General features: G+C 71.3%; 24 protein-coding genes and 2 pseudogenes. 21 read left to right on the forward strand and 5 right to left on the reverse strand.

Translation table 11 applies throughout. The features are described from left to right. Nucleotides 1-143: 143 nt before the first annotated feature. From PS467_RS33720 to PS467_RS33775, 12 genes are all read left to right on the forward strand, one after another. The gene (locus tag PS467_RS33720; RefSeq protein WP_311038379.1) at nt 144-722 is read left to right on the forward strand and encodes a hypothetical protein; all 579 of its coding nucleotides are present in this window, start codon (nt 144-146) and stop codon (nt 720-722) included. A gap of 264 nt (nt 723-986) precedes the next feature. Next, nucleotides 987-1,907: a pyridoxal 5'-phosphate synthase lyase subunit PdxS gene (pdxS, locus tag PS467_RS33725; protein WP_268975466.1), complete on the forward strand. Its 921-nt coding sequence runs from the start codon at nt 987-989 to the stop codon at nt 1,905-1,907. A gap of 90 nt (nt 1,908-1,997) precedes the next feature. Then, nucleotides 1,998-2,606 (forward strand): pyridoxal 5'-phosphate synthase glutaminase subunit PdxT, encoded by a 609-nt coding sequence (gene pdxT, locus PS467_RS33730; protein WP_311038380.1) that lies wholly within the window; start codon nt 1,998-2,000, stop codon nt 2,604-2,606. A gap of 114 nt (nt 2,607-2,720) precedes the next feature. Beyond that, nucleotides 2,721-3,473, forward strand: coding sequence for a YebC/PmpR family DNA-binding transcriptional regulator (locus PS467_RS33735; protein ID WP_268975468.1), 753 nt, complete (start codon nt 2,721-2,723; stop codon nt 3,471-3,473). 146 nt (nt 3,474-3,619) lie between these two features. After that, nucleotides 3,620-4,198, forward strand: a complete 579-nt coding sequence (gene ruvC, locus PS467_RS33740; RefSeq protein WP_311038381.1) for a crossover junction endodeoxyribonuclease RuvC — start codon at nt 3,620-3,622, stop codon at nt 4,196-4,198. Continuing rightward, nucleotides 4,195-4,815 (forward strand): Holliday junction branch migration protein RuvA, encoded by a 621-nt coding sequence (ruvA, locus tag PS467_RS33745; RefSeq protein ID WP_268975470.1) that lies wholly within the window; start codon nt 4,195-4,197, stop codon nt 4,813-4,815. Before ruvC ends, ruvA begins: the two co-directional genes overlap by 4 nt. Before the next feature lie 67 nt (nt 4,816-4,882). Then, nucleotides 4,883-5,971, forward strand: coding sequence for a Holliday junction branch migration DNA helicase RuvB (gene ruvB, locus PS467_RS33750; protein ID WP_311038382.1), 1,089 nt, complete (start codon nt 4,883-4,885; stop codon nt 5,969-5,971). A 213-nt stretch (nt 5,972-6,184) separates the two neighbouring features. Further along, the gene (yajC, locus tag PS467_RS33755) at nt 6,185-6,685 is read left to right on the forward strand and encodes a preprotein translocase subunit YajC (RefSeq protein ID WP_311038383.1); all 501 of its coding nucleotides are present in this window, start codon (nt 6,185-6,187) and stop codon (nt 6,683-6,685) included. Between the two features lie 150 nt (nt 6,686-6,835). Beyond that, nucleotides 6,836-8,629, forward strand: coding sequence for a protein translocase subunit SecD (gene secD, locus PS467_RS33760; protein ID WP_311038384.1), 1,794 nt, complete (start codon nt 6,836-6,838; stop codon nt 8,627-8,629). Between the two features lies 1 nt (nt 8,630). Beyond that, nucleotides 8,631-9,755 (forward strand): protein translocase subunit SecF, encoded by a 1,125-nt coding sequence (secF, locus tag PS467_RS33765; RefSeq protein WP_311038385.1) that lies wholly within the window; start codon nt 8,631-8,633, stop codon nt 9,753-9,755. Between the two features lie 25 nt (nt 9,756-9,780). Further along, nucleotides 9,781-10,383: an adenine phosphoribosyltransferase gene (locus PS467_RS33770; RefSeq protein WP_311038386.1), complete on the forward strand. Its 603-nt coding sequence runs from the start codon at nt 9,781-9,783 to the stop codon at nt 10,381-10,383. A gap of 197 nt (nt 10,384-10,580) precedes the next feature. Then, a complete protein-coding gene (locus PS467_RS33775; protein ID WP_268975476.1) occupies nt 10,581-13,115 on the forward strand; it encodes a RelA/SpoT family protein in 2,535 nt (844 codons plus the stop codon). 94 nt (nt 13,116-13,209) lie between these two features. Here PS467_RS33775 and PS467_RS33780 read toward each other — a convergent pair whose 3' ends face one another. Both PS467_RS33780 and PS467_RS33785 read right to left on the reverse strand, forming a co-directional pair. Then, a complete protein-coding gene (locus tag PS467_RS33780; RefSeq protein WP_311038387.1) occupies nt 13,210-14,439 on the reverse strand; it encodes a DUF349 domain-containing protein in 1,230 nt (409 codons plus the stop codon). A gap of 208 nt (nt 14,440-14,647) precedes the next feature. Next, a complete protein-coding gene (locus tag PS467_RS33785; RefSeq protein ID WP_311038388.1) occupies nt 14,648-15,511 on the reverse strand; it encodes a peptidylprolyl isomerase in 864 nt (287 codons plus the stop codon). A gap of 152 nt (nt 15,512-15,663) precedes the next feature. On the opposite strand from PS467_RS33785, the gene PS467_RS33790 reads away from it, so the two are divergent. Then, nucleotides 15,664-16,380 (forward strand): MBL fold metallo-hydrolase, encoded by a 717-nt coding sequence (locus PS467_RS33790; protein WP_311038389.1) that lies wholly within the window; start codon nt 15,664-15,666, stop codon nt 16,378-16,380. A 13-nt stretch (nt 16,381-16,393) separates the two neighbouring features. Next, a complete protein-coding gene (hisS, locus tag PS467_RS33795) occupies nt 16,394-17,656 on the forward strand; it encodes a histidine--tRNA ligase (RefSeq protein WP_311038390.1) in 1,263 nt (420 codons plus the stop codon). A 160-nt stretch (nt 17,657-17,816) separates the two neighbouring features. Here hisS and PS467_RS33800 read toward each other — a convergent pair. Both PS467_RS33800 and PS467_RS33805 read right to left on the reverse strand, forming a co-directional pair. Then, a pseudogene (locus tag PS467_RS33800) lies at nt 17,817-17,900 on the reverse strand (ABC transporter permease); the annotation flags it as partial. Between the two features lies 1 nt (nt 17,901). Further along, a pseudogene (locus tag PS467_RS33805) lies at nt 17,902-18,192 on the reverse strand (ATP-binding cassette domain-containing protein); the annotation flags it as partial. A 181-nt stretch (nt 18,193-18,373) separates the two neighbouring features. Between PS467_RS33805 and PS467_RS33810 the strand changes: the two are divergent. Together PS467_RS33810 and PS467_RS33815 are read left to right on the forward strand one after the other, a co-directional pair. Next, a complete protein-coding gene (locus tag PS467_RS33810) occupies nt 18,374-19,021 on the forward strand; it encodes a vitamin K epoxide reductase family protein (protein ID WP_311038391.1) in 648 nt (215 codons plus the stop codon). A 55-nt stretch (nt 19,022-19,076) separates the two neighbouring features. After that, nucleotides 19,077-20,465: a replication-associated recombination protein A gene (locus tag PS467_RS33815; RefSeq protein ID WP_311038392.1), complete on the forward strand. Its 1,389-nt coding sequence runs from the start codon at nt 19,077-19,079 to the stop codon at nt 20,463-20,465. A gap of 59 nt (nt 20,466-20,524) precedes the next feature. Here the strand turns inward: PS467_RS33815 and PS467_RS33820 are convergent, their stop codons facing one another. After that, entirely contained in the window at nt 20,525-21,289 is a 765-nt protein-coding gene (locus PS467_RS33820) for a DUF2470 domain-containing protein (protein ID WP_432280673.1), read from the reverse strand. 193 nt (nt 21,290-21,482) lie between these two features. Between PS467_RS33820 and rpsD the strand changes: the two genes are divergently transcribed. From rpsD to ruvX, 5 genes are all read left to right on the forward strand, one after another. Beyond that, on the forward strand, nt 21,483-22,094 hold the full coding sequence (rpsD, locus tag PS467_RS33825; RefSeq protein ID WP_311038394.1) for a 30S ribosomal protein S4: 612 nt from the start codon (nt 21,483-21,485) through the stop codon (nt 22,092-22,094). A 307-nt stretch (nt 22,095-22,401) separates the two neighbouring features. After that, complete coding sequence (locus PS467_RS33830; protein WP_268977210.1) at nt 22,402-22,848, forward strand: DUF948 domain-containing protein; 447 nt, start codon at nt 22,402-22,404, stop codon at nt 22,846-22,848. A gap of 8 nt (nt 22,849-22,856) precedes the next feature. Further along, entirely contained in the window at nt 22,857-23,186 is a 330-nt protein-coding gene (locus PS467_RS33835) for a DUF6167 family protein (RefSeq protein WP_268975485.1), read from the forward strand. Further along, nucleotides 23,186-25,855 carry an alanine--tRNA ligase gene (alaS, locus tag PS467_RS33840; RefSeq protein ID WP_311038395.1) on the forward strand — a complete coding sequence of 890 codons (2,670 nt, stop codon included), beginning with the start codon at nt 23,186-23,188 and terminating at the stop codon, nt 25,853-25,855. The genes PS467_RS33835 and alaS overlap by 1 nt, the downstream gene beginning before the upstream one ends. Next, nucleotides 25,852-26,325 carry a Holliday junction resolvase RuvX gene (gene ruvX, locus PS467_RS33845; protein ID WP_268977211.1) on the forward strand — a complete coding sequence of 158 codons (474 nt, stop codon included), beginning with the start codon at nt 25,852-25,854 and terminating at the stop codon, nt 26,323-26,325. The genes alaS and ruvX overlap by 4 nt, the downstream gene beginning before the upstream one ends. The last annotated feature ends 32 nt before the right edge of the window (nt 26,326-26,357 follow it).

Here is a 26,357-nt window from a genome sequence, read left to right on the forward strand (position 1 = left end):
TTCCCGGACGGGGCGCTGCGCGGGACCGCCGGGGTCTCGCGCGGTGGGGCCGGACCACCGTGCCGTACGCGGCCGTGCCGAGCCGCCGCGGCTCAGGGCTTCGCCCCGTCCGGCGGGCGCGGCAGGCGGTAGCGTGGCGGGCCGTGAGCACCTTGATCTGGATCGCGGTGGCCCTGGTCGTCATCGCCGTCTATCTGAGCTGGACCGCCGGGCGTCTCGACCGGCTGCACAGCCGTCTGGACGCGGCGCGGGCCGCCCTCGACGCACAGCTGCTGCGGCGTGCCTCCGTCGCGCAGGAGCTGGCCACCGCCGGAGTGCTCGACCCGGCCGCCTCGATGGTGCTGTACCAGGCCGCGCACGCCGCCCGGCAGGCCGAGGAGGAGCACCGCGAGGTCGCCGAGAGCGAGCTGAGCCAGGCGCTGCGGGCCGTCTTCGAGGACGGCGCACAGGCCGAGGCGGTACGGCAGGCGCCGGGCGGTGAGGACGCGCTGGGGGAGCTCACGGAGGCGGTAAGGCGGGTGCCGATGGCCCGGCGGTTCCACAACGACGCGGTGCGCGCGGCGCGGGCGCTGCGCCGCCATCGCACGGTGCGCTGGTTCCGGCTGGCCGGCCACGCGCCCTTTCCGCTCGCCTTCGAGATGGACGACGAGCCCCCGCCGGCCCTCGGGCGGGTGCCGGACACCGAGGAGCCCGAGCGCGGAGGCGAGCCGCACACCGACTGAAGCGTCCCCGGACCCTGGCGCCTTGCATGCCTGCGTGCCTTCCGCGCCTGTGTGCCTTCCGTGCTTTCCGCGCGCCGGGGAGGTCCGGGGCGCTTCGAGCCACAGGCCTCCGATTGGCCCTTGCCGCGCCGTGCCCGGACCCGCTTTTGTCATTCGTGTAACACACACGCTTGAGACCTGGACCAGATGGCCGGGTCATGTACCGGCATCGAACAGCCCTACGATGGGTTCATCGCACTTTTCATCACCGAGTGAGGTCAAACCGTGTCCATCACGCCCGCCAGCACGTCCAACTCCGAGGCCCCCGCGACTGGCACCGCCCGCGTCAAGCGCGGTATGGCCGAGCAGCTCAAGGGTGGCGTGATCATGGACGTCGTCACCCCCGAGCAGGCCAAGGTCGCCGAGGACGCCGGTGCCGTCGCGGTCATGGCCCTGGAGCGGGTGCCCGCCGACATCCGTAAGGACGGCGGCGTGGCCCGGATGTCCGACCCGGACATGATCGAGGGCATCATCAACGCCGTCTCCATCCCGGTCATGGCGAAGTCGCGGATCGGCCACTTCGTCGAGGCCCAGGTGCTCCAGTCGCTCGGCGTCGACTACATCGACGAGTCCGAGGTCCTCACCCCCGCCGACGAGGTCAACCACAGCGACAAGTGGTCCTTCACCACCCCGTTCGTCTGCGGCGCCACCAACCTGGGCGAGGCGCTGCGCCGGATCGCCGAGGGCGCGGCGATGATCCGTTCCAAGGGCGAGGCCGGTACCGGCAACGTGGTCGAGGCGGTGCGCCACCTGCGTCAGATCAAGGGCGAGATCGCCCGGCTGCGCGGTCTGGACAACCACGAGCTCTACGCCGCCGCCAAGGAGATCCGCGCCCCGTACGAGCTGGTCGCCGAGGTCGCGCAGACCGGCAAGCTGCCGGTCGTGCTGTTCTCCGCCGGCGGTGTCGCCACCCCGGCCGACGCCGCGCTGATGCGCCAGCTCGGCGCCGAGGGCGTGTTCGTGGGCTCCGGCATCTTCAAGTCGGGCGACCCGGCCAAGCGCGCCGCCGCGATCGTGAAGGCCACCACCTTCTACGACGACCCCAAGGTCATCGCGGACGCGTCCCGGAACCTCGGCGAGGCCATGGTCGGCATCAACTGCGACACCCTCCCCGAGTCCGAGCGGTACGCCAGCCGCGGCTGGTAACCGGCGCCCGCACGGCACCACCTGGCACCACGCGTCCCGGCGTCCGGCCCGGCGCGTGGTGCCCCTGACGTCCGAGAGGTCTTCGCTTCCGTGACTACGTCGTCCACGTCCACCTCCGCCCCCGTGATCGGTGTGCTCGCCCTCCAGGGCGACGTACGCGAACATCTCGCCGCGCTCACCGCGGCCGGGGCCACGGCCCGGCAGATCCGCCGTCCCGAGGAGCTCGCCGAGATCGCCGGCCTGGTGATCCCCGGCGGCGAGTCGACCACCATGTCCAAACTCGCGGTCGTCTTCGGGCTGCTGGAGCCGCTGCGCGAGCGGGTCCGGGCCGGACTGCCGGTGTACGGTACCTGCGCGGGCATGATCATGCTCGCGGACAAGATCCTCGACGGCCGGGACGACCAGGAGACCATCGGCGGCATCGACATGATCGTGCGCCGTAACGCCTTCGGCCGTCAGAACGAGTCGTTCGAGGCCGAGATCGAGGTCCAGGGCATCGAGGGCGGCCCGGTCGAGGGGGTCTTCATCCGCGCGCCGTGGGTCGAGTCCGTGGGCGGCGGTGCCGAGGTGCTCGCCACGTTCGACGGGCACACCGTCGCCGTCCGGCAGGGCAACGTCCTGGCCACCTCGTTCCACCCCGAGCTGACCGGCGACCACCGGGTGCACCAGCTCTTCGTGGAGATGGTGGGGCGCGCGTAGCGCTCGGCCGAGGGTGGTGGGAGACGGGAGGGCAGTGCGCGCCACGGGCTGAGCCTGTCCCGGTAGGATCTCAGGCGTTCGTACAGCAATGGGTTACGCGAAGGAGACAGGCGGATGTCCGGCCACTCTAAATGGGCTACGACGAAGCACAAGAAGGCCGTGATCGATGCCAAGCGCGGCAAGCTCTTCGCGAAGCTGATCAAGAACATCGAGGTCGCGGCCCGGATGGGCGGTGCCGATCCGGAGGGCAACCCGACGCTCTTCGACGCCATCCAGAAGGCGAAGAAGCAGTCGGTTCCGAACAAGAACATCGACAGCGCGGTCAAGCGCGGTGCCGGTCTCGAGGCCGGTGGCGCCGAGTACGAGACGATCATGTACGAGGGCTACGGGCCCAACGGCGTGGCCGTGCTCATCGAGTGTCTGACCGACAACCGCAACCGCGCCGCCTCCGACGTCCGCGTCGCGATGACGCGCAACGGCGGTTCGATGGCCGACCCGGGCTCCGTGTCGTACCTCTTCAACCGTAAGGGCGTCGTCATCGTCCCCAAGGGCGAGCTCTCCGAGGACGACGTGCTGGGCGCGGTGCTGGACGCGGGCGCCGAGGAGGTCAATGACCTCGGTGAGTCCTTCGAGGTCATCAGCGAGGCCACCGACCTGGTCGCGGTCCGTACCGCGCTCCAGGACGCGGGCATCGACTACGACTCGGCCGACGCCAACTTCGTGCCCACGATGCAGGTCCAGCTCGAGGAAGAGGCCGCGCGCAAGATCTTCAAGCTGATCGACGCACTCGAGGACAGCGACGACGTGCAGAACGTCTTCGCCAACTTCGACGTCTCCGACGAGGTCATGGCCAAGGTGGACGCCTGACGCCCGATCGGCGCGGCGGCCGGCAACTGCGACGGGTCGGCGGGGCACCACCCCACCGGCCCGTCGGCGTTGTCGGCCGGTGTTGTCGGCGGCAGCCGCTAGCCTGCCGGAACAGGTGACCGAAACCCGGTGAGGGGAGGGGCGCGGTGCGCGTGCTGGGCGTGGACCCGGGGCTGACCCGATGTGGCGTCGGTGTGGTCGAGGGGGTCGCGGGCCGCCCGCTGCGAATGCTCGGCGTCGGCGTCATACGGACCGGGGCGGACGCCGCGATCGGCGACCGGCTCGTCCTGATCGAGCGCGGCATCGAGGAGTGGCTGGATATCCACCGGCCCGAATGCGTCGCCGTGGAGCGGGTTTTCAGCCAGCACAATGTGCGCACCGTCATGGGCACCGCCCAGGCCAGTGCCGTCGCGATGCTGTGCGCGGCCCGCCGCGGGCTCCCGGTCGCGCTGCACACCCCCAGCGAGGTCAAGGCGGCCGTGACCGGCTCCGGGCGCGCCGACAAGGCGCAGGTCGGCTCGATGGTGACGCGGCTGCTGCGGCTGGACGCACCGCCCAAACCGGCCGACGCCGCCGACGCCCTGGCGCTCGCCATCTGCCATATCTGGCGGGCCCCCGCGACCAACCGCCTCCAGCAGGCCGTCGCCGCCCACCGCACCACGAGCACCGCACGCCCCTCGGGCACCACGAGCACCGTGCGCACCACGAAAGGCCGTATCTCATGATCGCGTTCGTCTCCGGTCCGGTGGCGGCCGTCGCCCCGGACACCGCCGTGATCGAGGTCGGCGGGGTGGGCATGGCGGTCCAGTGCACCCCGGCCACCCTGTCCGGGCTGCGCGTCGGCGAGCAGGCCCGGCTGGCCACCTCCCTCGTCGTCCGTGAGGACTCGCTGACCCTCTACGGCTTCGCCGACGACGACGAGCGCCAGGTCTTCGAGCTGCTCCAGACCGCCAGCGGGGTCGGCCCCCGGCTGGCCCAGGCCATGCTGGCCGTGCACTCCCCGGACGCGCTGCGGCGCGCGGTGTCGACCGGGGACGAGAAGGCGCTCACCGCGGTCCCCGGCATCGGGAAGAAGGGGGCCCAGCGGCTGCTGCTGGAGCTCAAGGACCGGCTCGGCGAGCCGCTCGGCTCCGCCGTGCCCGGCGCCCGCTCCGCGCCCGCCCCCGGCTGGAGCGATCAGCTGCACACCGCGCTGGTCGGCCTCGGCTACGCCACCCGGGAGGCCGACGAGGCGGTCGCCGCCGTCACCCCGCAGGCCGAGGAGACGGTGGCCGCGGGCGGCACGCCCCAGGTGGCCCAGCTGCTGCGGGCCGCCCTCCAGACCCTGAACCGCACACGGTGAGCCACCGCCGGCGCGGCAGGCCGCGGCCGGCGGCACCACTCCAGACGACATCGCGAGGCGAAACGCAGTGAACTGGGACGAGACCGCACCGGCAACCGCCGACGACGCCCCGCCCGGCGCGGGCCGGCGGCTGCTGGGCGCCGACGCCGACGGCGACGACCAGGCGGTGGAGGCCGCGCTGCGCCCCAAGGACCTCGGCGAGTTCGTCGGGCAGGAGCGGGTGCGCGAGCAGCTGGACCTGGTGCTCAAGGCGGCCCGGCAGCGCGGTGGCACCGCCGACCACGTGCTTCTCTCCGGCGCGCCCGGACTGGGCAAGACCACCCTCTCCATGATCATCGCAGCCGAGATGGGTGCCCCGATCCGGATCACCTCCGGCCCGGCCATCCAGCACGCCGGCGATCTGGCCGCGATCCTGTCCTCCCTCACCGAGGGCGAGGTGCTCTTCCTCGACGAGATCCACCGGATGTCCCGGCCTGCCGAGGAGATGCTCTACATGGCGATGGAGGACTTCCGCGTCGACGTCATCGTCGGCAAGGGGCCCGGGGCCACCGCCATCCCGCTGGAGCTGCCCCCGTTCACCCTGGTCGGCGCCACCACCCGGGCCGGGCTGCTGCCGCCCCCGCTGCGCGACCGCTTCGGCTTCACCGGCCATATGGAGTTCTACGCCCCGGCCGAGCTGGAGCGGGTCCTCCACCGCTCCGCCGGGCTGCTCGACGTGACCATAGAGGCCGAGGGCGCGGCCGAGATCGCGGGCCGCTCCCGCGGCACCCCCCGGATCGCCAACCGTCTGCTGCGCCGGGTGCGCGACTACGCCCAGGTCAAGGCGGACGGCGTGATCACCCGCGAGATCGCCGCCAGCGCCCTCGCCGTGTACGACGTGGACGAGCGCGGCCTGGACCGGCTGGACCGGGCGGTGCTCAGCGCCCTGCTCAAGCTCTTCGGCGGCGGCCCGGTGGGCCTGTCGACCCTGGCGGTCGCCGTGGGGGAGGAGCGTGAGACGGTGGAGGAGGTCGCCGAGCCCTTCCTGGTCCGGGAGGGGCTGCTGGCCCGCACCCCCCGGGGACGGGTCGGCACCCCGGCGGCCTGGGCCCATATGGGACTCACCCCACCGCAGCAGGCCGCCGGCGGCGGTCAGGCGGGCCTGTTCGAGGCATAGCGACGCCTAAGCGCTCGCTTACCCGGCATCATGGCGTAGAGGACCAATAATGGCGGGGTCAGGAACCCCGGTACCGCGCCGGGCGTTGTTCCATTGGCGTGGGCTCGCTTAGACTCCGCCGATGCCGTCCGTATGCCGTCCGCTCACTGTGCGGTATACCCACCCCCGTAGACCAGGCCGCTCCCCGCGGTCGTGTGAAGGAATTTCCGTCCCGTGAATATCGTGACTCTCCTGCCGTTCATCGTGCTTATCGGGGCCATGTTCCTGATGACGCGTTCGGCCAAGAACAAGCAGCGCCAGGCCCAGCAGATGCGCGAAGAGATGCAGCCGGGCAGCGGCGTGCGGACCATCGGCGGCATGTACGCGACGGTCAAGGAGGTCCACGACGACACGGTCCTCCTCGAGGTGGCCCCCGGCGTCCACGCGATCTACGCGAAGAACGCGGTGGGAGCCATCCTCCCGGACGACGAGTACAACCGCATCGTGCACGGCATCGACCCCGATGAGGACGCCACCGAGACCCCTGTCGTACCCGACGACGCCTCCTCGCTGACCGAGGCCGCCGACGGCGACGCCCCCGCCGACAAGGCCGGCGAGGCCGACGAGAAGGCCGGGACGACGGACGCCAAGAAGATCGACCTCGGCAAGGACGACGCCCCCGCGGCGGACGCCTCCGGGGACGACAAGCGGGACGGCGGCACCGACGCGAAGTAAGTCCGTCACCCGGGAACCGCGGCACGCCCCGATCGGCGCGCCGCGGTTCCCTGGGACGGTCCAGGCTCCGGCGGGGCTCGTCCCCACAAGACTTCGTGGCCGCCCGGCGCACACCCGATGCCGGGCGGTTGGACAGGGAGATACGAGAAGGTGGCAGCACCGAAGAAGGGCCGCAGGTCCTCAGGGTCACAGGGCAGGCCAGGGCGCGCCTTGGCCGTCATCCTGATCGCCATCGTGGGCCTGACCGCGGGGATGTTCGCCTCCGGTCACACCACGCCGCGACTGGGTATCGACCTCGCGGGCGGCACCAGCTTCACGCTGGAGGCCAAGAACCAACCGGGTAAGCCCAACGCGATCAACTCGGACAACATGAACACCGCCGTGAGCATCATCGAGCGGCGGGTCAACGGTCTGGGCGTGTCCGAGGCCGAGGTCCAGACGCAGGGCGACAAGCACATCATCGTGAACATCCCCAAGGGGACGAACGCGAAGCAGGCCCGGCAGCAGGTCGGCACCACCGCCCAGCTCTACTTCCGGCCGGTGACGACGACCACCAGCGGCGAGAAGACCCCCGAGCCCAGCTCCACCCCCAGCCCGTCCAGCAGCGCCGGCGACAAGGGCGACAACAAGAGCTCCGGCAAGGACGACAAGGCGTCCGGCACACCGTCGGCGTCGTCCTCGGCGTCTTCTTCCGCCACCGCCAGCCCCAGCACCCAGGGGCGGGCCCTCTCCGAGGGCCTGAAGGCCGACAAGACGCCCAGCGACAGCCCCTCGCCGACGAAGACCCCGAAGGCCGACGAGTCCACCAGCCCCTCGGACTCCACCAGCCAGGACGACCTGACCAAGCAGTTCCAGAACCTGGACTGCACCACCAAGGCGGGCCGCGCCGCGGCGGCCGAGAAGGCGGCCAACGCCAAGCCGACCGACTCCGTGCTGGCCTGTAGCGAGAAGGGCGACGCCAAGTTCATCCTGGCCCCCTCCGAGGTCGAGGGCACCGACGTGGACGACGCCTCGGCGGTCTTCGACAGCCAGAACGGGGCGGGCTGGATCGTCCAGCTCGACTTCAACGGCAAGGGCTCCAAGAAGTTCGCCAAGACCACCGGTGAGCTCACCAGCAAGACCTCCCCGCAGAATCGCTTCGCGATCGTCCTGGACGGCGCGGTCGTCTCCGACCCCGAGGTCACCCAGGGCGCCATCACCGGCGGCCGGGCCACCATCTCCGGCGGCTTCACCCAGCAGAGCGCCGAGAACCTGGCCAACGTGCTGTCCTACGGTGCGCTGCCGCTGTCCTTCGACATCGCCGACGAGACCACCGTCTCCGCCGCGCTCGGCGGTGAGCAGCTGGAGGCCGGTCTGATCGCCGGCGCCATCGGCCTCGCGCTCGTCGTGGTCTACCTGGTCGTCTACTACCGCGGCCTCGCCCTGGTGGCCATGGCCAGCCTCGGCGTCTCGGCGATCCTGACGTACACGATCATGGTGCTGCTCGGCCCGGGTATCGGCTTCGCGCTGAACCTCCCGGCGGTCTGCGGTGCGATCGTGGCCATCGGTATCACCGCCGACTCGTTCATCGTCTACTTCGAACGGATCCGCGACGAGATCCGGGAGGGCCGCTCGCTGCGCCCCGCCGTCGAGCGGGGCTGGCCGCGGGCCCGGCGCACCATCCTGGTGTCCGACTTCGTGTCGTTCCTGGCCGCCGCGGTGCTCTACATCGTCACCGTCGGCAAGGTGCAGGGCTTCGCCTTCACCCTGGGGCTGACCACGCTGCTCGACATCGCCGTGGTGTTCCTCTTCACCAAGCCGCTGATGACGATCCTCGCCCGCCGTCCGTTCTTCGGGAACGGCCACTCGTGGTCCGGTCTGGACCCCAAGCGCCTCGGGGTCAAGCCACCGCTGCGCCGTCGCCGTCCCGCCGCCCCCGGCCCCGCCGACACGAAGGAGGCGTGAGATGTCGCGACTCGGCACTCTCGGCGCCAGGCTCTACCGAGGCGAGGTCGGCTACGACTTCGTCGGCAAGCGGAAGATCTGGTACGGCGTCTCGATACTGATCACCATCACGGCCATCGTGGGCCTGGCGGTGCGCGGCCTGAACATGGGCATCGAGTTCTCCGGCGGCGCGGTCTTCACCACCCCCAACAACACCAAGGTCTCCGCCTCCGATCTGCGTCAGGCGGCCGAGAAGGCGGCCGGCGACCACACCGTCGTGGTCCAGGAGCTCGGCCGCGGCGGCGTGCGGATCCAGATCAGCGAGCTGGACACCAAGGAGGCCCTGCCGGTCCAGGAGGAGCTCGCCAAGGAGCTGCACGTCACCACCAGCAAGATCGACACCCAGCTGGTCGGCCCGAGCTGGGGCGAGCAGATCGCCAGCAAGGCGTGGCAGGGTCTGGCGATCTTCATGGTGCTGGTCGTGATCTACCTCGCCATCGCCTTCGAATGGCGGATGGCGCTGGCCGCCCTGATCGCGCTGATCCACGACCTCACCATCACCGTCGGTGTCTACGCGCTGGTCGGCTTCGAGGTCACCCCGGGCACGGTGATCGGTCTGCTGACGATCCTCGGTTACTCGCTCTACGACACCGTCGTGGTCTTCGACGGTCTCAAGGAAGCGTCGAAGGACATCACCAAGCAGACCCGCTTCACCTACAGCGAGGTCGCCAACCGCAGCCTCAACTCGACCCTGGTGCGGTCCATCAACACCACGGTCGTGGCGCTGCTGCCGGTCGGCGCGCTGCTGTTCATCGGCGGCGGTGCGCTCGGCGCCGGCATGCTCAACGACATCTCGCTGGCGCTCTTCGTCGGCCTCGCCGCCGGTGCGTACTCCTCGATCTTCATCGCGACCCCGCTGGTCGCCGATCTGAAGGAGCGCGACCCGAAGATGAAGGCGCTGGCCAAGCGGGTGAAGGCCAAGCGCGCCGCCGCGGCCAAGACCGAGGCCACCGACCCGGCGGCCGAGGAGGACGACGCGCGCGACCTGGAGGACGCCGCGGCGGCCCCCGCCGGGGTCGTCGGCCAGCGCCGCCAGCCCGCCTCCCGTAACCGGGGCCGCGGCCGGCCCTCGGGCAAGCGGCGCTGAGCGGGAAGGGCGAGGGGACACCCAGATGACAGAGGCAGAGGTGACACAGACTCCGGCAGGCAGTCCGGACGGCTTCGGCGGCGCCGCCGCCGAGGAGCTGCGCGCGCTGCTGCTCAGCCGGATCCAGGACGTGCCGGACTACCCCGAGCCGGGCGTGATGTTCAAGGACATCACCCCGCTGCTCGCCGACGCCGCCGCCTTCGGCGCGCTGACCGAAGCGCTCGCCGAGCTGTGCGTCCGCCACCGGGCGGACAAGGTGGTGGGCCTGGAGGCGCGCGGCTTCATCCTCGCCGCCCCGGCCGCCGTCCGCGCCGGAATCGGCTTCGTACCGGTCCGCAAGGCCGGCAAGCTCCCCGGCGCCACGCTCGGCCAGGCGTACGAGCTGGAGTACGGCACCGCCGAGATCGAGATACACGCCGACGCGCTGGAGCCGGGTGACCGGGTGCTGGTGATCGACGACGTGCTGGCCACCGGCGGCACCGCCGAGGCCTCCCTCCAGCTCATCCGGCGGGCCGGCGCCCAGGTCGCCGGGGTCGCCGTGCTGCTGGAGCTCGGCTTCCTCGACGGCCGCGGCCGGCTGCTGGGCGCGCTCGACAGCGCCCCGCTGGAGGCCCTGATCACGGTCTGAGCAGGGTCCGGGCCCGCGCACCGGGCCGGGACGACCGCCGGAGGGCGGGGACGGCGCACCGCCGGGTCCCCGCCCTCCGTCATATCCGCCCATGCCCGCGTCCTGCCCCCGCTTCACGGTCGGGAGGCAAGCGGAGTGGCGGGATCGATACCATGGCAGCCCGACCTCCTGAGGTCCGGACCGCTTGAGGAGTGCCCTTGCCAGACGAGGCCCAGCCGCTCTCGCCCAAAGTCCGTCCGGGCGGAACCCCCTCCGCACAGCCGGACGCGCCCACCGCCGCCGAGCCGACGGCGGCCCCAGGCGTGTCCAACAACGGTGGCGGCGGCCCGGCCCGGCGCGGCCCCGAGCAGACGAACCCCAAGCCCGCCCCCGGCCGCGGCAGCGCCCTGCCCGCCACCACGCCCCCCGCGCGCCCGGTGCAGAGCCCCGCCCCCCGCACCGGCTCGTCCAACCGCGTCCGGGCCCGCCTGGCGCGCCTGGGCGTCCAGCGCTCCAGCCCGTACAACCCGGTGCTGGAGCCGCTGCTGCGCATCGTGCGGGGCAACGACCCCAAGGCGGACGCCTCGACGCTGCGCCAGATCGAGCGCGCGTACCAGGTGGCCGAGCGCTGGCACCGCGGCCAGAAGCGCAAGAGCGGCGATCCGTACATCACCCACCCCCTCGCGGTGACCACGATCCTCGCCGAGCTGGGTATGGATCCGGCCACTTTGATGGCCGGGCTGCTGCACGACACCGTCGAGGACACCGAGTACGGCCTGGACACCCTGCGCCGTGACTTCGGCGACCAGGTCGCCCTGCTCGTCGACGGCGTCACCAAGCTGGACAAGGTCAAGTTCGGCGAGGCGGCCCAGGCCGAGACCGTGCGCAAGATGGTCGTCGCCATGGCCCGGGACCCCCGGGTGCTGGTCATCAAGCTCGCCGACCGGCTGCACAACATGCGCACCATGCGCTACCTCAAGCGGGAGAAGCAGGAGAAGAAGGCCCGCGAGACCCTCGAGATCTACGCTCCGCTTGCCCATCGCCTGGGCATGAACACGATCAAGTGGGAGCTGGAGGACCTCGCCTTCGCGATCCTCTACCCCAAGATGTACGACGAGATCGTGCGGCTGGTCGCCGAGCGGGCCCCCAAGCGCGACGAGTACCTGGCCGTCGTCACCGACCAGGTGCAGAACGATCTGCGGGCGGCCCGGATCAAGGCGACCGTCACCGGCCGGCCGAAGCACTACTACTCCGTCTACCAGAAGATGATCGTGCGCGGCCGGGACTTCGCCGAGATCTACGACCTGGTGGGCATCCGGGTGCTCGTCGACACCGTCCGCGACTGCTACGCGGCGCTCGGGACCATCCACGCGCGGTGGAACCCGGTGCCGGGGCGGTTCAAGGACTACATCGCGATGCCCAAGTTCAACATGTACCAGTCGCTGCACACGACGGTCATCGGGCCCAGCGGCAAACCGGTCGAGCTCCAGATCCGCACCTTCGACATGCACCGCCGCGCCGAGTACGGCATCGCCGCGCACTGGAAGTACAAGCAGGAGGCGGTGGCCGGCGCATCCAAGGTGCGCACCGATGTGCCCCGCCGGGCCGGCAAGGACGACGCCATCAACGACATGGCGTGGCTGCGGCAGCTGCTGGACTGGCAGAAGGAGACCGAGGACCCGGGCGAGTTCCTGGAGTCCCTGCGCTTCGACCTGTCCCGGAACGAGGTCTTCGTCTTCACCCCCAAGGGCGATGTCATAGCGCTGCCGGCCGGGGCCACCCCGGTCGACTTCGCCTACGCGGTGCACACCGAGGTCGGCCACCGCACCATAGGCGCCCGGGTCAACGGGCGGCTGGTGCCGCTGGAGTCCACCCTCGACAACGGCGACCTGGTGGAGGTCTTCACCTCCAAGGCGGCGGGCGCCGGGCCCTCCCGTGACTGGCTGGGCTTCGTCAAGTCGCCGCGCGCCCGTAACAAGATCCGCGCCTGGTTCTCCAAGGAGCGCCGCGACGAGGCCATCGAACAGGGCAAGGACGCGATCGTCCGGGCGATGCGCAAGCAGAACCTGCCCATCCAGCGCATCCTGACCGGGGACTCGCTGGTCACCCTCGCCCATGAGATGCGCTACCCCGACATCTCCGCGCTCTACGCGGCCATCGGCGAGGGCCATGTCTCCGCGCAGAACGTGGTGCAGAAGCTGGTCCAGGCGCTCGGCGGCGAGGAGGCGGCCAACGAGGACATCGCCGAGACCGCCCCGCCCATCCGCAGCCGCGCCAAGCGCCGCTCCAGCGCCGATCCGGGCGTCGTGGTCAAGGGCGTGGAGGATGTGTGGGTCAAGCTGGCCCGCTGCTGCACGCCGGTCCCCGGCGACCCCATCATCGGCTTCGTCACCCGCGGCAGCGGCGTCTCCGTGCACCGCGCCGACTGCGTCAACGTGGACTCGCTCTCCCAGCAGCCCGAGCGCATCCTCGAGGTCGAATGGGCGCCCACCCAGTCGTCCGTCTTCCTGGTCGCCATCCAGGTCGAGGCGCTGGACCGGTCCCGGCTGCTGTCGGACGTCACCCGGGTGCTGTCCGACCAGCACGTCAACATCCTCTCCGCGGCCGTGCAGACCTCCCGCGACCGGGTCGCCACCTCGCGCTTCACCTTCGAGATGGGCGACCCCAAGCACCTGGGCCACGTCCTGAAGGCCGTGCGCGGCGTCGAGGGCGTCTACGACGTCTACCGGGTCACCTCGGCCCGCGCCCGCTGAGCCTCGGCCCGCGCCCGCTGAGCGCGCGTACGACGGCGGCCCCCGACGCCTCGCGCCGGGGGCCGCCGCCGTATCCCGTGTCGGCCGGGTGGGGTCAGCCGCCGAACTCCTGGAGCCCCTTCAGCGCCTGGTCCAGCAGCGCCTGGCGGCCCTCCAGCTCCTTGGAGAGCTTGTCGGCCTTCGCGTTGTTCCCCGCCGCGCGGGCCGCGTCGATCTGGGCGCGGAGCTTGTCGACGGCGTCCTGGAGCTGGCCGGTGAGCCCCTCGGCGCGGGCCCGCGCCTCCGGGTTGGTCCGCCGCCACTCCGCTTCCTCGGCCTCCTGGATGGCGCGCTCCACCGCGTGGATCCGGCCCTCGATCCGGGCGCGGGCGTCCCTCGGCACATGGCCGATGGCCTCCCACCGCTCGTTGACCGACCGGAAGGCCGCGCGGGCCGCCTTCAGGTCCGAGATCGGCAGCAGCTTCTCGGCCTCGACGACGAGCTCCTCCTTACGGGTGAGGTTCTCCCGCTGCTCGGCGTCGCGCTCCGCGAAGACCTCGCTGCGCGCCTGGAAGAAGATGTCCTGCGCACCGCGGAAGCGGTTCCACAGGTCCTCCTCGGCCTCGCGCTGCGCCCGGCCCGCGGCCTTCCAGTCCGTCATCAGCTCCCGGTACCGGGCCGCGGTCGGACCCCAGTCGGTGGAGCCGGAGAGCGCCTCGGCCTCGGCGACCAGCTTCTCCTTGGTCTGACGGGCCTCCTCGCGCTGGGCGTCCAGCGCCGCGAAATGCGCCTTGCGCCGCTTGGAGAACGCCGAGCGGGCGTGCGAGAAGCGGTGCCACAGCTCGTCGTCGGTCTTGCGGTCCAGGCGGGGCAGCCCCTTCCAGGTGTCCACCAGGGCGCGCAGCCGCTCCCCGGCCGCCCGCCACTGCTCGCTGGCGGCCAGCTGCTCGGCCTCGGCGACCAGCTCCTCCTTGGCCCTGCGGGCCTCGTCGGCCTGGACCGCCTTGGCCGCCTTGCGCTGCTCGCGGCGGACCTCGACCTGCTCGGCGAGCTTGTCGAGCCGCTCCCTGAGCGCGCCCAGATCGCCCACCGCGTGGTGCTCGTCGACCTGGTGCCGGATGTGATCGATGGCCGTCGTCGCGTCCTTGGCCGACAGGTCGGTGGTCTTGACCCGGCGCTCGAGGAGGTCGATCTCGACGACCAGACCGTCGTACTTGCGCTCGAAGTAGGCGAGGGCCTCTTCCGGCGATCCCGCCTGCCACGACCCGACGACCCGCTCACCGTCGGCCGTACGCACGTACACGGTCCCCGCCTCGTCGACGCGGCCCCAAGGCTCGCTGCTCACAGCGCCTCCTCCACATGATGCCGGGGCGGGCGCGCGGCCCGTGGGCATCGTCCACAGTTTCTTCCGGCCGGGATACGCCCGGCCGGTCTCACAGCAGGATGGCGGCCACCAGGGGCAGGCACCCTACACAACGCCAACATAGGCGACCGGTGCCCCGGCTGTCCGTATCCTGCGCGACCGAAATTTCGCAGTACGCACGTCAGCCACCTCAGGACTTGGTGACCGTCGCCTTGTTGATCACCACGCTGGCGTTCGGGGCGGTGTTCATCGTCTGGTCCGCGGGAGCCGCCCCGGCGTCGGCGATCTTCTTCAGGACCTTCATACCGGCCTCGTCCACGGTGCCGAAGGGTGTGTAGTCCGCCGGGAGCTCGCTGTCCTGGTAGACCAGGAAGAACTGGCTGCCGCCGGTGTTCCGGCCCTGCTTGGTCTGGGGGTTGTACTGGTTGGCCATCGCGACCGTGCCGGCCGGGTACTTGCCGCCCTTGAGCGAGGAGTCCTTCAGGTTCTCGTCCGGGATGGTGTAGCCGGGGCCGCCCGCGCCGGTGCCCTGCGGATCACCGCACTGGAGCACATAGATCCCCGAATTCACCAGGCGGTGGCACTTGGTGTGGTCGAAGAACCCCTTGCCCGCCAGGAAGTCGAAGGAGTTGACCGTGTGCGGCGCCTTGCCGGCGTCCATGGCGATGGAGATGTCGCCACAGGTCGTCTCCAGTTTCATCGTGTAGGAGGCCGACTTGTCGATCGTGATCGACGGCTCCTTCTTCCACGACAGCTTCTTCGGCTTCTGGTCCGCCACCTTCTTCGCCTCCTTGGCGCACGGGTCCGGAGCCTTGCTGGTGGCGGCGGCCGAGGGGGTGCCGGACGCGGCGGCGTCGTCCTTCTTGTCCTTGTCGTTCCCGGACAGGGCGCCGGTGGCCGCCACGGCGCCGCCTCCGGCCAGGACCACGGCCAGTACGGAGGCGATCACCACATTGCGCTGGCGCGCTTTGCGCCGGGCGGTTTCGCGCCGCTGCTGCTGCCGAAGGTACTTCTCCCGGGCGAGTTGCCGCCGCCGCTGCTCGTTACTGACCACCGGGTCGTCTCCTCATGGCGTGTGCCGTCGGTGTCCTGCTGTTGTGTATGAGGGTTCGGGCGTACCGTATACGGGTTCGCTGTGGCGGGGGCGCCGCCGGTAGGCTCTGGTGCTGCCGACAAACCTCCACCGGACGACTTTTAAGGACGATCGTGCTCATTGCCGGGTTCCCCGCCGGGGCCTGGGGGACCAACTGCTATCTGGTCGCCCCCGCCGCCGGTGAGGAGTGCGTGATCATCGACCCGGGCCATCAGGCGGCCCAAGGCGTCGAGGAGGCGGTCGCCAAGCATCGGCTCAAGCCCGTCGCCGTCGTCCTCACCCACGGCCACATCGACCATGTCGCCTCGGTCGTCCCGGTCTGCGGCGCGCATGACGTACCGGCCTGGATCCACCCGTCCGACCGCTTCATGATGAGCGATCCCGAGAAGGCCCTCGGGCGCTCCATCGGCATGCCGCTGATGGGCGAGCTCACCGTGGGCGAGCCGGACGACGTCAAGGAGCTGGCCGACGGCGCCGAGTTGAAGCTGGCCGGTCTCGAGTTCTCCGTCGCGCACGCCCCGGGCCATACCAAGGGGTCGGTGACCTTCCGGATGCCCGAGCAGGCGGACATCCCGTCCGTCTTCTTCTCGGGCGATCTGCTCTTCGCCGGCTCCATCGGACGCACCGACCTGCCCGGCGGTGACCACGCCGAGATACTCGAGTCGCTGGCCCGTGTGGTCCTGCCGCTCGACGACTCGACCGTGGTGCTGTCCGGCCATGGCCCCCAGACCAGCATCGGCCGTGAGCGTGCCGCCAACCCGTATCTGCGCGAGGTGGCCGCCGGCCTGGGAGACGGCGTACAGCGCCCGGCTCCGCGACGAGGAATGTGACGAGAGACTTCCGTTGAGCACCTTCAAGGCCCCCCGGGGCACGTACGACCTGATCCCGCCGAACTCCGCCAAGTACCTCGCGGTGCGCGAGGCGCTCGCCGCACCGCTCAAGCGCTCCGGCTACGGCTATATCGAGACCCCCGGCTTCGAGAACGTGGAACTCTTCGCGCGCGGCGTCGGCGAGTCCACCGACATCGTGACCAAGGAGATGTACACCCTCACCACCAAGGGCGGGGACGAGCTCGCGCTGCGCCCCGAGGGCACCGCCTCGGTGCTGCGTGCCGCCCTGGAGGCCAATCTGCACAAGGCCGGGTCCCTGCCGGTCAAGCTCTGGTACTCCGGCTCGTACTACCGCTACGAGCGGCCGCAGAAGGGCCGCTACCGCCACTTCTCGCAGGTCGGCGCGGAGGCGATCGGTGCCGAGGACCCGGCCCTGGACGCCGAGCTGATCATCCTGGCCCACGACGCCTACCGCTCGCTGGGGCTCCGGAACTTCCGCATCCTGCTGAACTCACTGGGCGACGCCACCTGCCGCCCCGTCTACCGGTCCGCCCTCCAGGACTTCCTGCGCGGCCTCGACCTGGACGAGGACACCCGGCGGCGCGTCGAGATCAACCCGCTGCGGGTGCTGGACGACAAGCGCGAGGCGGTCCGCAGGCAACTGGCCGACGCCCCGCTGCTGCGCGACTACCTGTGCGAGGAGTGCAAGGCGTACCACGCGGAGGTCCGCGACCTGCTCACCGCGCGGGGCGTGGCCTTCGAGGACGACGAGAAGCTGGTGCGCGGCCTGGACTACTACACCCGTACGACCTTCGAGTTCGTCCACGACGGGCTGGGCTCGCAGTCCGCGGTCGGCGGCGGCGGACGCTACGACGGGCTGTCGGAGATGATCGGCGGCCCGGCGCTGCCCTCGGTGGGCTGGGCGCTCGGCGTGGACCGTACGGTGCTGGCGCTGGAGGCCGAGGGCGTCGAGCTGGAGCTGCCCGACGCCGTCAGCGTCTTCGCGGTGCCGCTGGGGGAGGAGGCCAGGAAGGTCCTCTTCGGCCTGGTCGGCGAGCTCCGTAAGGCGGGTGTGGCCACGGACTTCTCTTACGGCGGCAAGGGGCTGAAGGCCGCGATGAAGGCGGCCAACCGCAGCGGTGCGCGCTACGCGATCGTGGCGGGCGAGCGCGACCTCGCCGAGAACGCGGTCCAGCTGAAGGACATGGAATCCGGCGAGCAGGCGCCGGTGCCGCTGGCCGAGGCGGTCGAGGCGATCCGCGCACGCCTCGCCTGAGCGCGGCGCGCAAGGGGTGCTCGGGGCTCTGGCCCTGAGCACCCCTTGCGAGTTCCTACGGCAGCCCCAGCCGCATCGCGCTGGTGACCGCCGCGGTGTGGTCGGCCACGGCGAGCCTGCCGAAGGCCCCCAGGCGGTCCGGCGTAACACCGGCAGTTCGCCACAGCGTGCCGAGGACGTACGCGGCCGGGGATATCGGTGTGCCGCGCAGCCGCCGCGGCACCTTCTCGTCCCGTTCGAGCGCGCACCGTCAACTCGGCCGGGGCCGATTCATCCTGCCAAACGGTGCCGACCCGGGAACGCCACCCCCGTCCCCCGGAGGCGGGGTCCCGGCCCAGCACCGCGACCTCACCCGCGTCCCGGCTCCGCTGGCCCTGAAGGGTCTCCACGGCCGTGCTCTTGTCCGCCCCGTCGGGTCCCAGGAGCCCGACCACCTCACCCTGCCGGATGCCCAGGTCAACGCCGTCCGGCGCGGTCACCGCGCCATAGCGCTCGCGCGGCCGGCGCACCCGTACCGCTTCTCCCGCCATGCCCATGAGCCCGACGGTGCCGCCACGGGTGCCGGGGGACGACCGGGAAGCCCGTCTTATGTCCTCCGAACGGGGGGCAGGGCACCATGGCATGGCCGCGATAAGCGCGCCCTACGGCGAGAGCGGGTGCGGCACAATGGCCGTGCCCGGCAGGGCCGGAGACTGTGGAGAGCGACGGACGGCGAGTATGGCGACGACAGTGGTGGACGATGTGGAGTCCGGTGAGGCGCACGAGGGCGCTCGGGTCGGGACGGGAGGCGGTCGTGCTTTCGCCCTCCTGCTCGTGATCACCGGTGCGCTGGGTCTCCTCGCCGCCTGGGTCATCACGATCGACAAGAACAAGATCCTCGAGTACAAGGCCGACGGTAAGGTCTTCACCCCCGGTTGCAGCCTCAACCCCGTCGTCTCCTGCGGCAACATCATGGAGAGCGACCAGGCCCAGGCCTTCGGCTTCCCGAACCCGATGCTCGGGCTGGTCGCCTACGGCATCGTGATCTGCGTGGGCATGTCCCTGCTGGCCGGGGCGCGCTTCCCGCGCTGGTACTGGCTGACCTTCAACGCGGGCTGCCTCTTCGGCGTCGGCTTCGTGACCTGGCTCCAGTACGAGTCGCTGTACGTCATCGGCTCGCTGTGCCTGTGGTGCTGCCTCGCCTGGGTCGCCACGATCGTGATGTTCTGCTACGTCACCGGCTACAACCTCAAGCACGGATACCTGCCCGCGCCGGACGGGCTGCGGCGCGGTCTCATGGAGTTCCACTGGGTGGTCCCGGTGCTGTGGATCGGCGTCATCGGCATGCTGATCCTGACCCGCTGGTGGGATTTCTGGACCGCCTGACGCGGGGCTCGGCCCGAAAGGGAAGAGTGTCAGAGGCGTGGCATAGGCTTCCCGCGTGGAGCCAGACCTGTTCACCGCCGCCGCAGAGGACCGTCAGGAGAAGGACCCGGCCAGCAGCCCGCTGGCCGTGCGGATGCGTCCGCGCACCCTCGACGAGGTCGTGGGCCAGCAGCATCTGCTGCGCCCGGGATCCCCGCTGCGCCGGCTCGTGGGCGAGGGCGGCGGCGGACCGGCCGGGCCGTCGTCGGTGATCCTGTGGGGCCCGCCGGGCATCGGAAAGACGACGCTGGCGTATGTGGTCAGCCAGGCCACCCAGAAGCGCTTCGTCGAGCTGTCGGCCATCACCGCCGGGGTCAAGGAGGTCCGGGCCGTCATCGACGGCGCGCGCCGCTCCTCCGGGGCGTACGGCCGGGACACCGTGCTCTTCCTGGACGAGATCCACCGCTTCAGCAAGGCCCAGCAGGACTCGCTGCTGCCCGCCGTCGAGAACCGCTGGGTGACGCTGATCGCGGCCACCACCGAGAATCCGTACTTCTCGGTGATCTCCCCGCTGCTCTCCCGCTCGCTGCTGCTCACCCTGGAGCCGCTCACCGACGACGACCTGCGCGGACTGCTGCGGCGCGCGCTCACCGACGAGCGTGGGCTCGCCGGGGCCGTCACCCTTCCGGAGGACGCCGAGGCGCATCTGCTGCGCATAGCGGGCGGTGACGCCCGGCGGGCGCTCACCGCGCTCGAGGCGGGCGCCGGGGCGGCCCTGGACAAGGGCGAGTCCGAGGTCACGCTCGGCACGCTGGAGGAGGCGGTCGACCGGGCCGCGGTGAAGTACGACCGCGCGGGCGACCAGCACTACGACGTGGCCAGCGCCCTCATCAAGTCCATCCGCGGCTCGGACGTGGACGCGGCGCTGCACTATCTGGCCCGGATGATCGAGGCGGGGGAGGACCCGCGGTTCATCGCCCGGCGGCTGATGATCTCGGCGAGCGAGGACATCGGTCTCGCCGATCCGACCGCCCTGCCCACCGCCGTGGCGGCGGCGCAGGCCGTGGCCCTGATCGGCTTCCCGGAGGCCGCGCTCACGCTGAGCCACGCCACGATCGCGCTGGCGCTCGCGCCCAAGTCCAACGCCGCCACCACGGCGATCGGCGCGGCGCTGGCGGATGTGCGGGCGGGGCTCGCGGGCCCGGTGCCGCCGCATCTGCGCGACGGCCACTACCAGGGCGCAAAGAAGCTCGGCCATGCGCAGGGCTATCTCTACCCGCACGATCTGCCGGGCGGGATCGCGGCGCAGCAGTACGCACCGGACACCATCCACGGCAAGCGGTACTACGAGCCGACGCGGTACGGGGCCGAGGCGCGGTACGCGGATGTGGTGGAGCGGGTGCGGGCGCGGCTGCGGGGCGATCCGCCGCCGTCCGCCGACGGTTCGGCCCCGGCCTCGTCCTAGCCGGGGGACCCCGGACTCAGCCCACCGGCCCAGCCCACCGACCTGGCCCGCGAATCGCCTCAGCCGGTCGCGGCGTCGAACAGGGCCTGCATCGCCCGCCGCAGTTCGAGCACGTTCCGCACCGGCTCGGGGAAGTCGAAGCGCGCGTCGAACGGCCGGTCCGTCTCGTCCGTGAAGCGCACCCGCAGGCCGAAGCGGTCCAGGGCCACCGGGGTGGCCGGGCCCCGGGTGCAGACCATGGCGGAGCGGTCGCCGAGCAGCGCGCACAGTCCGCGCACCTGATCGCTGTGGGCGGCGTGCAGATGCTGGAGCAGATCGGCCTCGTGCCGGACGAGCGGATCGGGGGCGGCCGTCGCGAAGTCGTCCGGCTCCACGTCGGCCACGCCCCACAGGTCGTCCACGCACGCCTCGCCGACCTCCAGCCGCAGCAGCGTCCAGGCGGCCCTCCCGGCGGGCCCGACACCGGCGGCCGGCCCACCGGACCGCGGGGGCCGCGGCGCCTGGTCGAGGCCGAGCAACTCGCCCACCGGATGCCGCTCGGCCAGCAGCGCCGCCGCGGCGCGCGTCCGCTCCCCACACGGGACGGGGGTGAGCCAGCCGGCCACCCAGGCGCGGCCGCGGATGCGGTGGCGCATCGCGACGGGGGCGACGTCGGTGATCTCCATCACGCAGGTCAGCTCGTCGTCCTGGGCGTACGCGGCGGCGCGGGCGGCGGCGGAGCCTCCGGGCACGAGCAGCAGCACATCACCGTCGGGAGCGACGGTACGGGCGGCCGGACCGTCCGCCCCCAGATCGTCCAGGGGCTCGTTTCCGGGAACCGTCAACGACGCCGTAGCCTTGGATTCCACGAGAGTACGTACGCGCTCTGCCGGCGTCGGCCGCAGGGTGTCTTCCATGGGACGCGGCTGACCCTCCTCGGGGCTCTGACCAGTGCTGGGCAGGGGGATCCCAGGTCGAAACATGCGTTCTCCTCGGCTAAGGTAAGGCTCACCTAACTTACATGGAGGTTCGTTCCCCGTGAACCAGTCGCGTCCCAAGGTCAAGAAGTCGCGGGCGCTCGGCATCGCCCTGACTCCGAAGGCCGTCAAGTACTTCGAGGCCCGCCCCTACCCGCCGGGTGAGCACGGCCGTGGCCGCAAGCAGACCAGTGACTACAAGGTCCGGCTGCTGGAGAAGCAGCGGCTGCGTGCCCAGTACGACATCAGCGAGCGCCAGATGGCCCGCGCCTACGACCGCGCTCGGAAGGCCGAAGGCAAGACGGGTGAGGCCCTGGTCGTCGAGCTCGAGCGCCGGCTGGACGCGCTCGTCCTGCGGTCCGGGATCGCCCGCACCATCTACCAGGCCCGCCAGATGGTCACCCACGGCCACATCGAGGTCAACGGCCGCAAGGTCGACAAGCCGTCCTTCCGGGTCCGCCCGGACGACGTGGTGATGGTCCGCGAGCGCAGCCGCGACAAGCACCCCTTCCAGGTGGCGCGCGAGGGTGGCTACGCCCCCGACGGCGAGACCCCGCGCTACCTCCAGGTCAACCTGAAGGCGCTCGCCTTCCGCCTCGACCGGGACCCCAACCGCAAGGAGATCCCGGTGATCTGCGACGAGCAGCTCGTCGTCGAGTACTACGCCCGCTGATCCGGCGGAACGGACGGACGGTACGGCGGTACGGCGGTACGCACCAAGCCCGCGGGTTCCCCTTCGACACCGGTCGGCGGGGAACCCGCGGGCTTGTCCGATGGCCGCCCCCGGCGGGCCGCCCACCGACCCTTATCCGTTTCGGGTGCGCCTGCGCGGCGCGATAAGGTCGATACCTGCCGCCCGCGCCCGGAGACCGCCCGAGAGCGGTGGGCGACGAAGACCTGAACGACCAGCAGCACGATCAGTACGACCAGCACGACAACAAGACCAAACGACGACGAGCGGCGACAGGGAGCGGTGCGACGTGTCCGGTGGAGAGGTGGCCGGGATCCTCGTGGCCGTCTTCTGGGCGATCCTGGTGTCCTTCCTCGCCCTCGCGCTGGTGAGGCTGGCCCAGACGCTCAAGGCGGCCACCAGACTGGTGGCGGAGGTCACCGACCAGGCCGTCCCGCTGCTCAGCGAGGCGTCCGCGACCGTGCGCGAGGCGAACACCCAGCTCGCCCGGGTGGACTCGATCGCCGCCGACGTCCAGGAGGTCACCTCCAACGCCTCCGCGCTCTCCTCGACCGTCTCCACCGCCTTCGGCGGACCGCTGGTCAAGGTGGCCGCGTTCGGCTACGGCGTCCGGCGGGCGATCGGCCGCAAGGGCCGGGCGGAGGACGAGCCCGCGCCCGCGCGCACCGTCGTCATCGGCAAGACCCTGCCGTCCGCCCGCCGGGGCGGCCGCCGCACTCGTGGATCGAAGGGCTGAAGGACCGGATGTTCCGCCGCACATTCTGGTTCACCACCGGCGTCGCCGCCGGGGTGTGGGCCACCACCAAGGTCAACCGCAAGCTCAACCAGCTCACCCCGGAGAGCCTGGCCGCCCAGGCGGCCGACCGGGCGGTGCTGGCGGGCCGGCGGATCAAGGTCTTCGCCCTCGACGTACGGGACGGCATGGCCGACCGCGAAGCCGCGCTCAAGGACGCGCTCGGGCTCACCGCGCCGCCCCCGGACGACCGCAGGCAGCTGCCGGCCCAGCGCGGCCGGGCCCAGCTCACCCGCACTTCCCCCTACAAGATCCACAAAGCCGGAAATGAGGACCACTGATGGAGTCGGCTGAAATCCGCCGCCGCTGGCTGCGCTTCTTCGAGGAGCGCGGGCACACCGTCGTGCCGTCGGCGTCGCTCATCGCGGACGACCCGACGCTGCTGCTGGTCCCCGCGGGCATGGTCCCCTTCAAGCCGTACTTCCTCGGCGAGGTCAAGCCGCCCTTCGACCGCGCCGTCAGCGTGCAGAAGTGCGTGCGCACCCCGGATATCGAAGAGGTCGGCAAGACCACCCGCCACGGCACCTTCTTCCAGATGTGCGGGAACTTCTCGTTCGGCGACTACTTCAAGGAAGGCGCCATCCGTTACGCCTGGGAGCTGCTGACCAGCTCCCAGGAGGCGGGCGGCTACGGCCTCGACCCCGAGCGGCTGTGGATCACCGTCTACGAGCAGGACGACGAGGCCGAGCGCATCTGGCGCGAGGTGGTCGGCGTCCCCGCCGAGCGCATCCAGCGCCTGGGTATGGACTCGAACTACTGGTCCATGGGCGTCCCCGGCCCCTGCGGCCCCTGCTCCGAGATCAACTACGACCGCGGTCCGGAGTTCGGCGAGGAGGGCGGCCCGGCCGTCAACGACGAGCGCTACGTGGAGATCTGGAACCTGGTCTTCATGCAGTACGAGCGCGGTCCGGGCGAGGGCAAGGAGAACTTCCCGATCCTCGGCGACCTGCCCAGCAAGAACATCGACACCGGCCTCGGTCTGGAACGCCTGGCGATGATCCTCCAGGGCGTACAGAACATGTACGAGACCGACACGCTGCGCGTGATCATGGACAAGGCCACCGAGCTGACCGGCGTCGCCTACGGCGCCGCCCATGACACCGACGTCTCGCTGCGCGTGGTCGCCGACCACATGCGCACCTCCGTCATGCTCATCGGCGACGGCGTCACCCCCGGCAACGAGGGCCGCGGCTATGTGCTGCGCCGCATCATGCGCCGCGCCATCCGCAACATGCGCATCCTCGGCGCCACCGAGCCGGTCGTCGGCGAGCTGGTCGACGTCGTCCTGAAGACGATGGGCCAGCAGTACCCGGAGCTGCTGACCGACCGCAAGCGCATCGAGACCGTCGCCCTGGCCGAGGAGTCCGCCTTCCTCAAGACGCTCAAGGCCGGCACCAACATCCTCGACACCGCCGTCACCGACACCAAGGCCGCCGGTGGCAGCGTGCTCTCCGGCGACAAGGCGTTCCTGCTCCACGACACCTGGGGCTTCCCGATCGACCTCACCCTCGAGATGGCCGCAGAACAGGGCCTCTCGGTGGACGAGGAGGGCTTCCGCCGGCTGATGAAGGAGCAGCGGGAGCGCGCCAAGGCCGACGCCAAGGCCAAGAAGACCGGCCACGCCGACCTGTCCGCCTACCGCGAGGTGGCCGACAGCTCCGGCCTCACCGAATTCACCGGCTACACCCACACCGAGGGCGAGTCCACCGTCGTCGGTCTGCTGGTCGACGGGGTGTCCTCGCCCGCCGCCTCCGAAGGCGACGAGGTCGAGGTCGTCCTGGACCGCACCCCCTTCTACGCCGAGGGCGGCGGTCAGCTCGCCGACACCGGCCGGATCAAGCTCGACACCGGCGCCGTGGTGGAGGTCCGGGACGTCCAGCAGCCGGTGCCCGGCGTCAGCGTGCACAAGGGCGTCGTCCAGGTCGGCGAGGTGACGGTCGGCGCCGGTGCGCACGCCCGGATCGACGTCAGGCGCCGCCGCGCCATCGCCCGCGCCCACAGCGCCACCCACCTCACCCACCAGGCGCTGCGCGACGCCCTGGGTCCGACCGCCGCCCAGGCCGGTTCGGAGAACTCGCCCGGCCGCTTCCGCTTCGACTTCGGCTCGCCGGCCGCCGTGCCCGGCACGGTGCTCATGGACGTCGAGCAGAAGATCAACGAGGTGCTCTCGCGGGAACTCGACGTCACCGCCGAGGTGATGAGCATGGACGAGGCCAAGAAGCAGGGCGCCATCGCCGAGTTCGGCGAGAAGTACGGCGACCGGGTGCGCGTGGTGACCATCGGCGACTTCTCCAAGGAGCTGTGCGGTGGCACGCATGTGCACAACACCGCCCAGCTGGGTCTGGTGAAGCTGCTCGGCGAGTCCTCCATCGGCTCCGGTGTGCGCCGGGTCGAGGCCCTAGTCGGCGTGGACGCGTACAACTTCCTCGCCCGTGAGCACACGGTCGTCTCCCAGCTGACCGACCTGGTCAAGGGCCGCCCCGAGGAGCTCCCGGAGAAGATCTCCGGCATGCTGGGCAGGCTCAAGGAGGCCGAGAAGGAGATCGAGCGGTTCCGCGCCGAGAAGGTGCTCCAGGCCGCCGCCGGTCTCGCCCAGGGCGCCAAGGACGTCCGGGGCGTGGCCCTGGTCGCCGCCAAGGTGCCGGACGGCACCTCCGCCGACGATCTGCGCAAGCTCGTCCTGGACGTGCGCGGGCGCATCCCGGGCGACCGCCCGGCCGTCGTCGCCCTCTTCACCGTGGGAGGCGGCCGCCCGCTGACCGTGATCGCCACCAACGAGGCCGCCCGCGAGCGCGGTCTCAGGGCCGGTGACCTGGTCCGCACCGCCGCCAAGACGCTCGGGGGCGGAGGCGGCGGCAAGCCGGACGTCGCCCAGGGCGGCGGCCAGAACCCGGACGCCGTCGGCGAGGCCATCGAGGCCGTCGAGCGGCTCGTCACGGAATCGGCCTGACCGCCGTGCGACGCGGCAGGCGCATCGCCGTCGACGTCGGGGACGCCCGGATCGGGGTCGCCTCGTGCGACCCCGACGGGATCCTCGCCACGCCCGTGGAGACCGTGCCGGGACGCGACATCCCGGCCGCCCACAAGCGGCTCGTGGCCATCGTCGAGGAGTACGAACCCATCGAGGTGGTGGTCGGCCTGCCGCGCTCGCTCAGCGGGCGCGAGGGGCCTGCCGCGGGCAAAGTGCGCACCTTCGCACGCGAGCTGGCGCGGCGGGTCGCCCCGGTGCCGGTGCGGCTCGTCGACGAACGCATGACCACCGTCACGGCGTCCCAGGGGCTGCGTGCCTCCGGAGTGACGTCGAAGAAGGGCCGCTCGGTGGTGGACCAGGCGGCCGCCGTGGTGATCCTCCAGAGCGCGCTGGAGACCGAGCGGGTCTCCGGCCGGGCTCCCGGAGAAGCCGTCGAAGTGGTCATCTGATCGCGGTACGGTAACGTTCCGCGCGACATGGC

The organism is Streptomyces luomodiensis (assembly GCF_031679605.1).
In the GTDB taxonomy this organism is placed as follows: Bacteria; Actinomycetota; Actinomycetes; order Streptomycetales; family Streptomycetaceae; genus Streptomyces; species Streptomyces luomodiensis.

Excerpts from the sequence above, each read along its gene's own strand:
- PS467_RS33835 (WP_268975485.1), top strand. The coding sequence starts at position 22,857 with ATGTTCCGCCGCACATTCTGGTTCACCACCGGCGTCGCCGCCGGGGTG.
- PS467_RS33810 (WP_311038391.1), top strand. The coding sequence starts at position 18,374 with ATGGCGACGACAGTGGTGGACGATGTGGAGTCCGGTGAGGCGCACGAG.
- PS467_RS33735 (WP_268975468.1), top strand. The coding sequence starts at position 2,721 with ATGTCCGGCCACTCTAAATGGGCTACGACGAAGCACAAGAAGGCCGTG.
- alaS (WP_311038395.1), top strand. The coding sequence starts at position 23,186 with ATGGAGTCGGCTGAAATCCGCCGCCGCTGGCTGCGCTTCTTCGAGGAG.
- PS467_RS33770 (WP_311038386.1), top strand. The coding sequence starts at position 9,781 with ATGACAGAGGCAGAGGTGACACAGACTCCGGCAGGCAGTCCGGACGGC.
- ruvA (WP_268975470.1), top strand. The coding sequence starts at position 4,195 with ATGATCGCGTTCGTCTCCGGTCCGGTGGCGGCCGTCGCCCCGGACACC.
- secF (WP_311038385.1), top strand. The coding sequence starts at position 8,631 with ATGTCGCGACTCGGCACTCTCGGCGCCAGGCTCTACCGAGGCGAGGTC.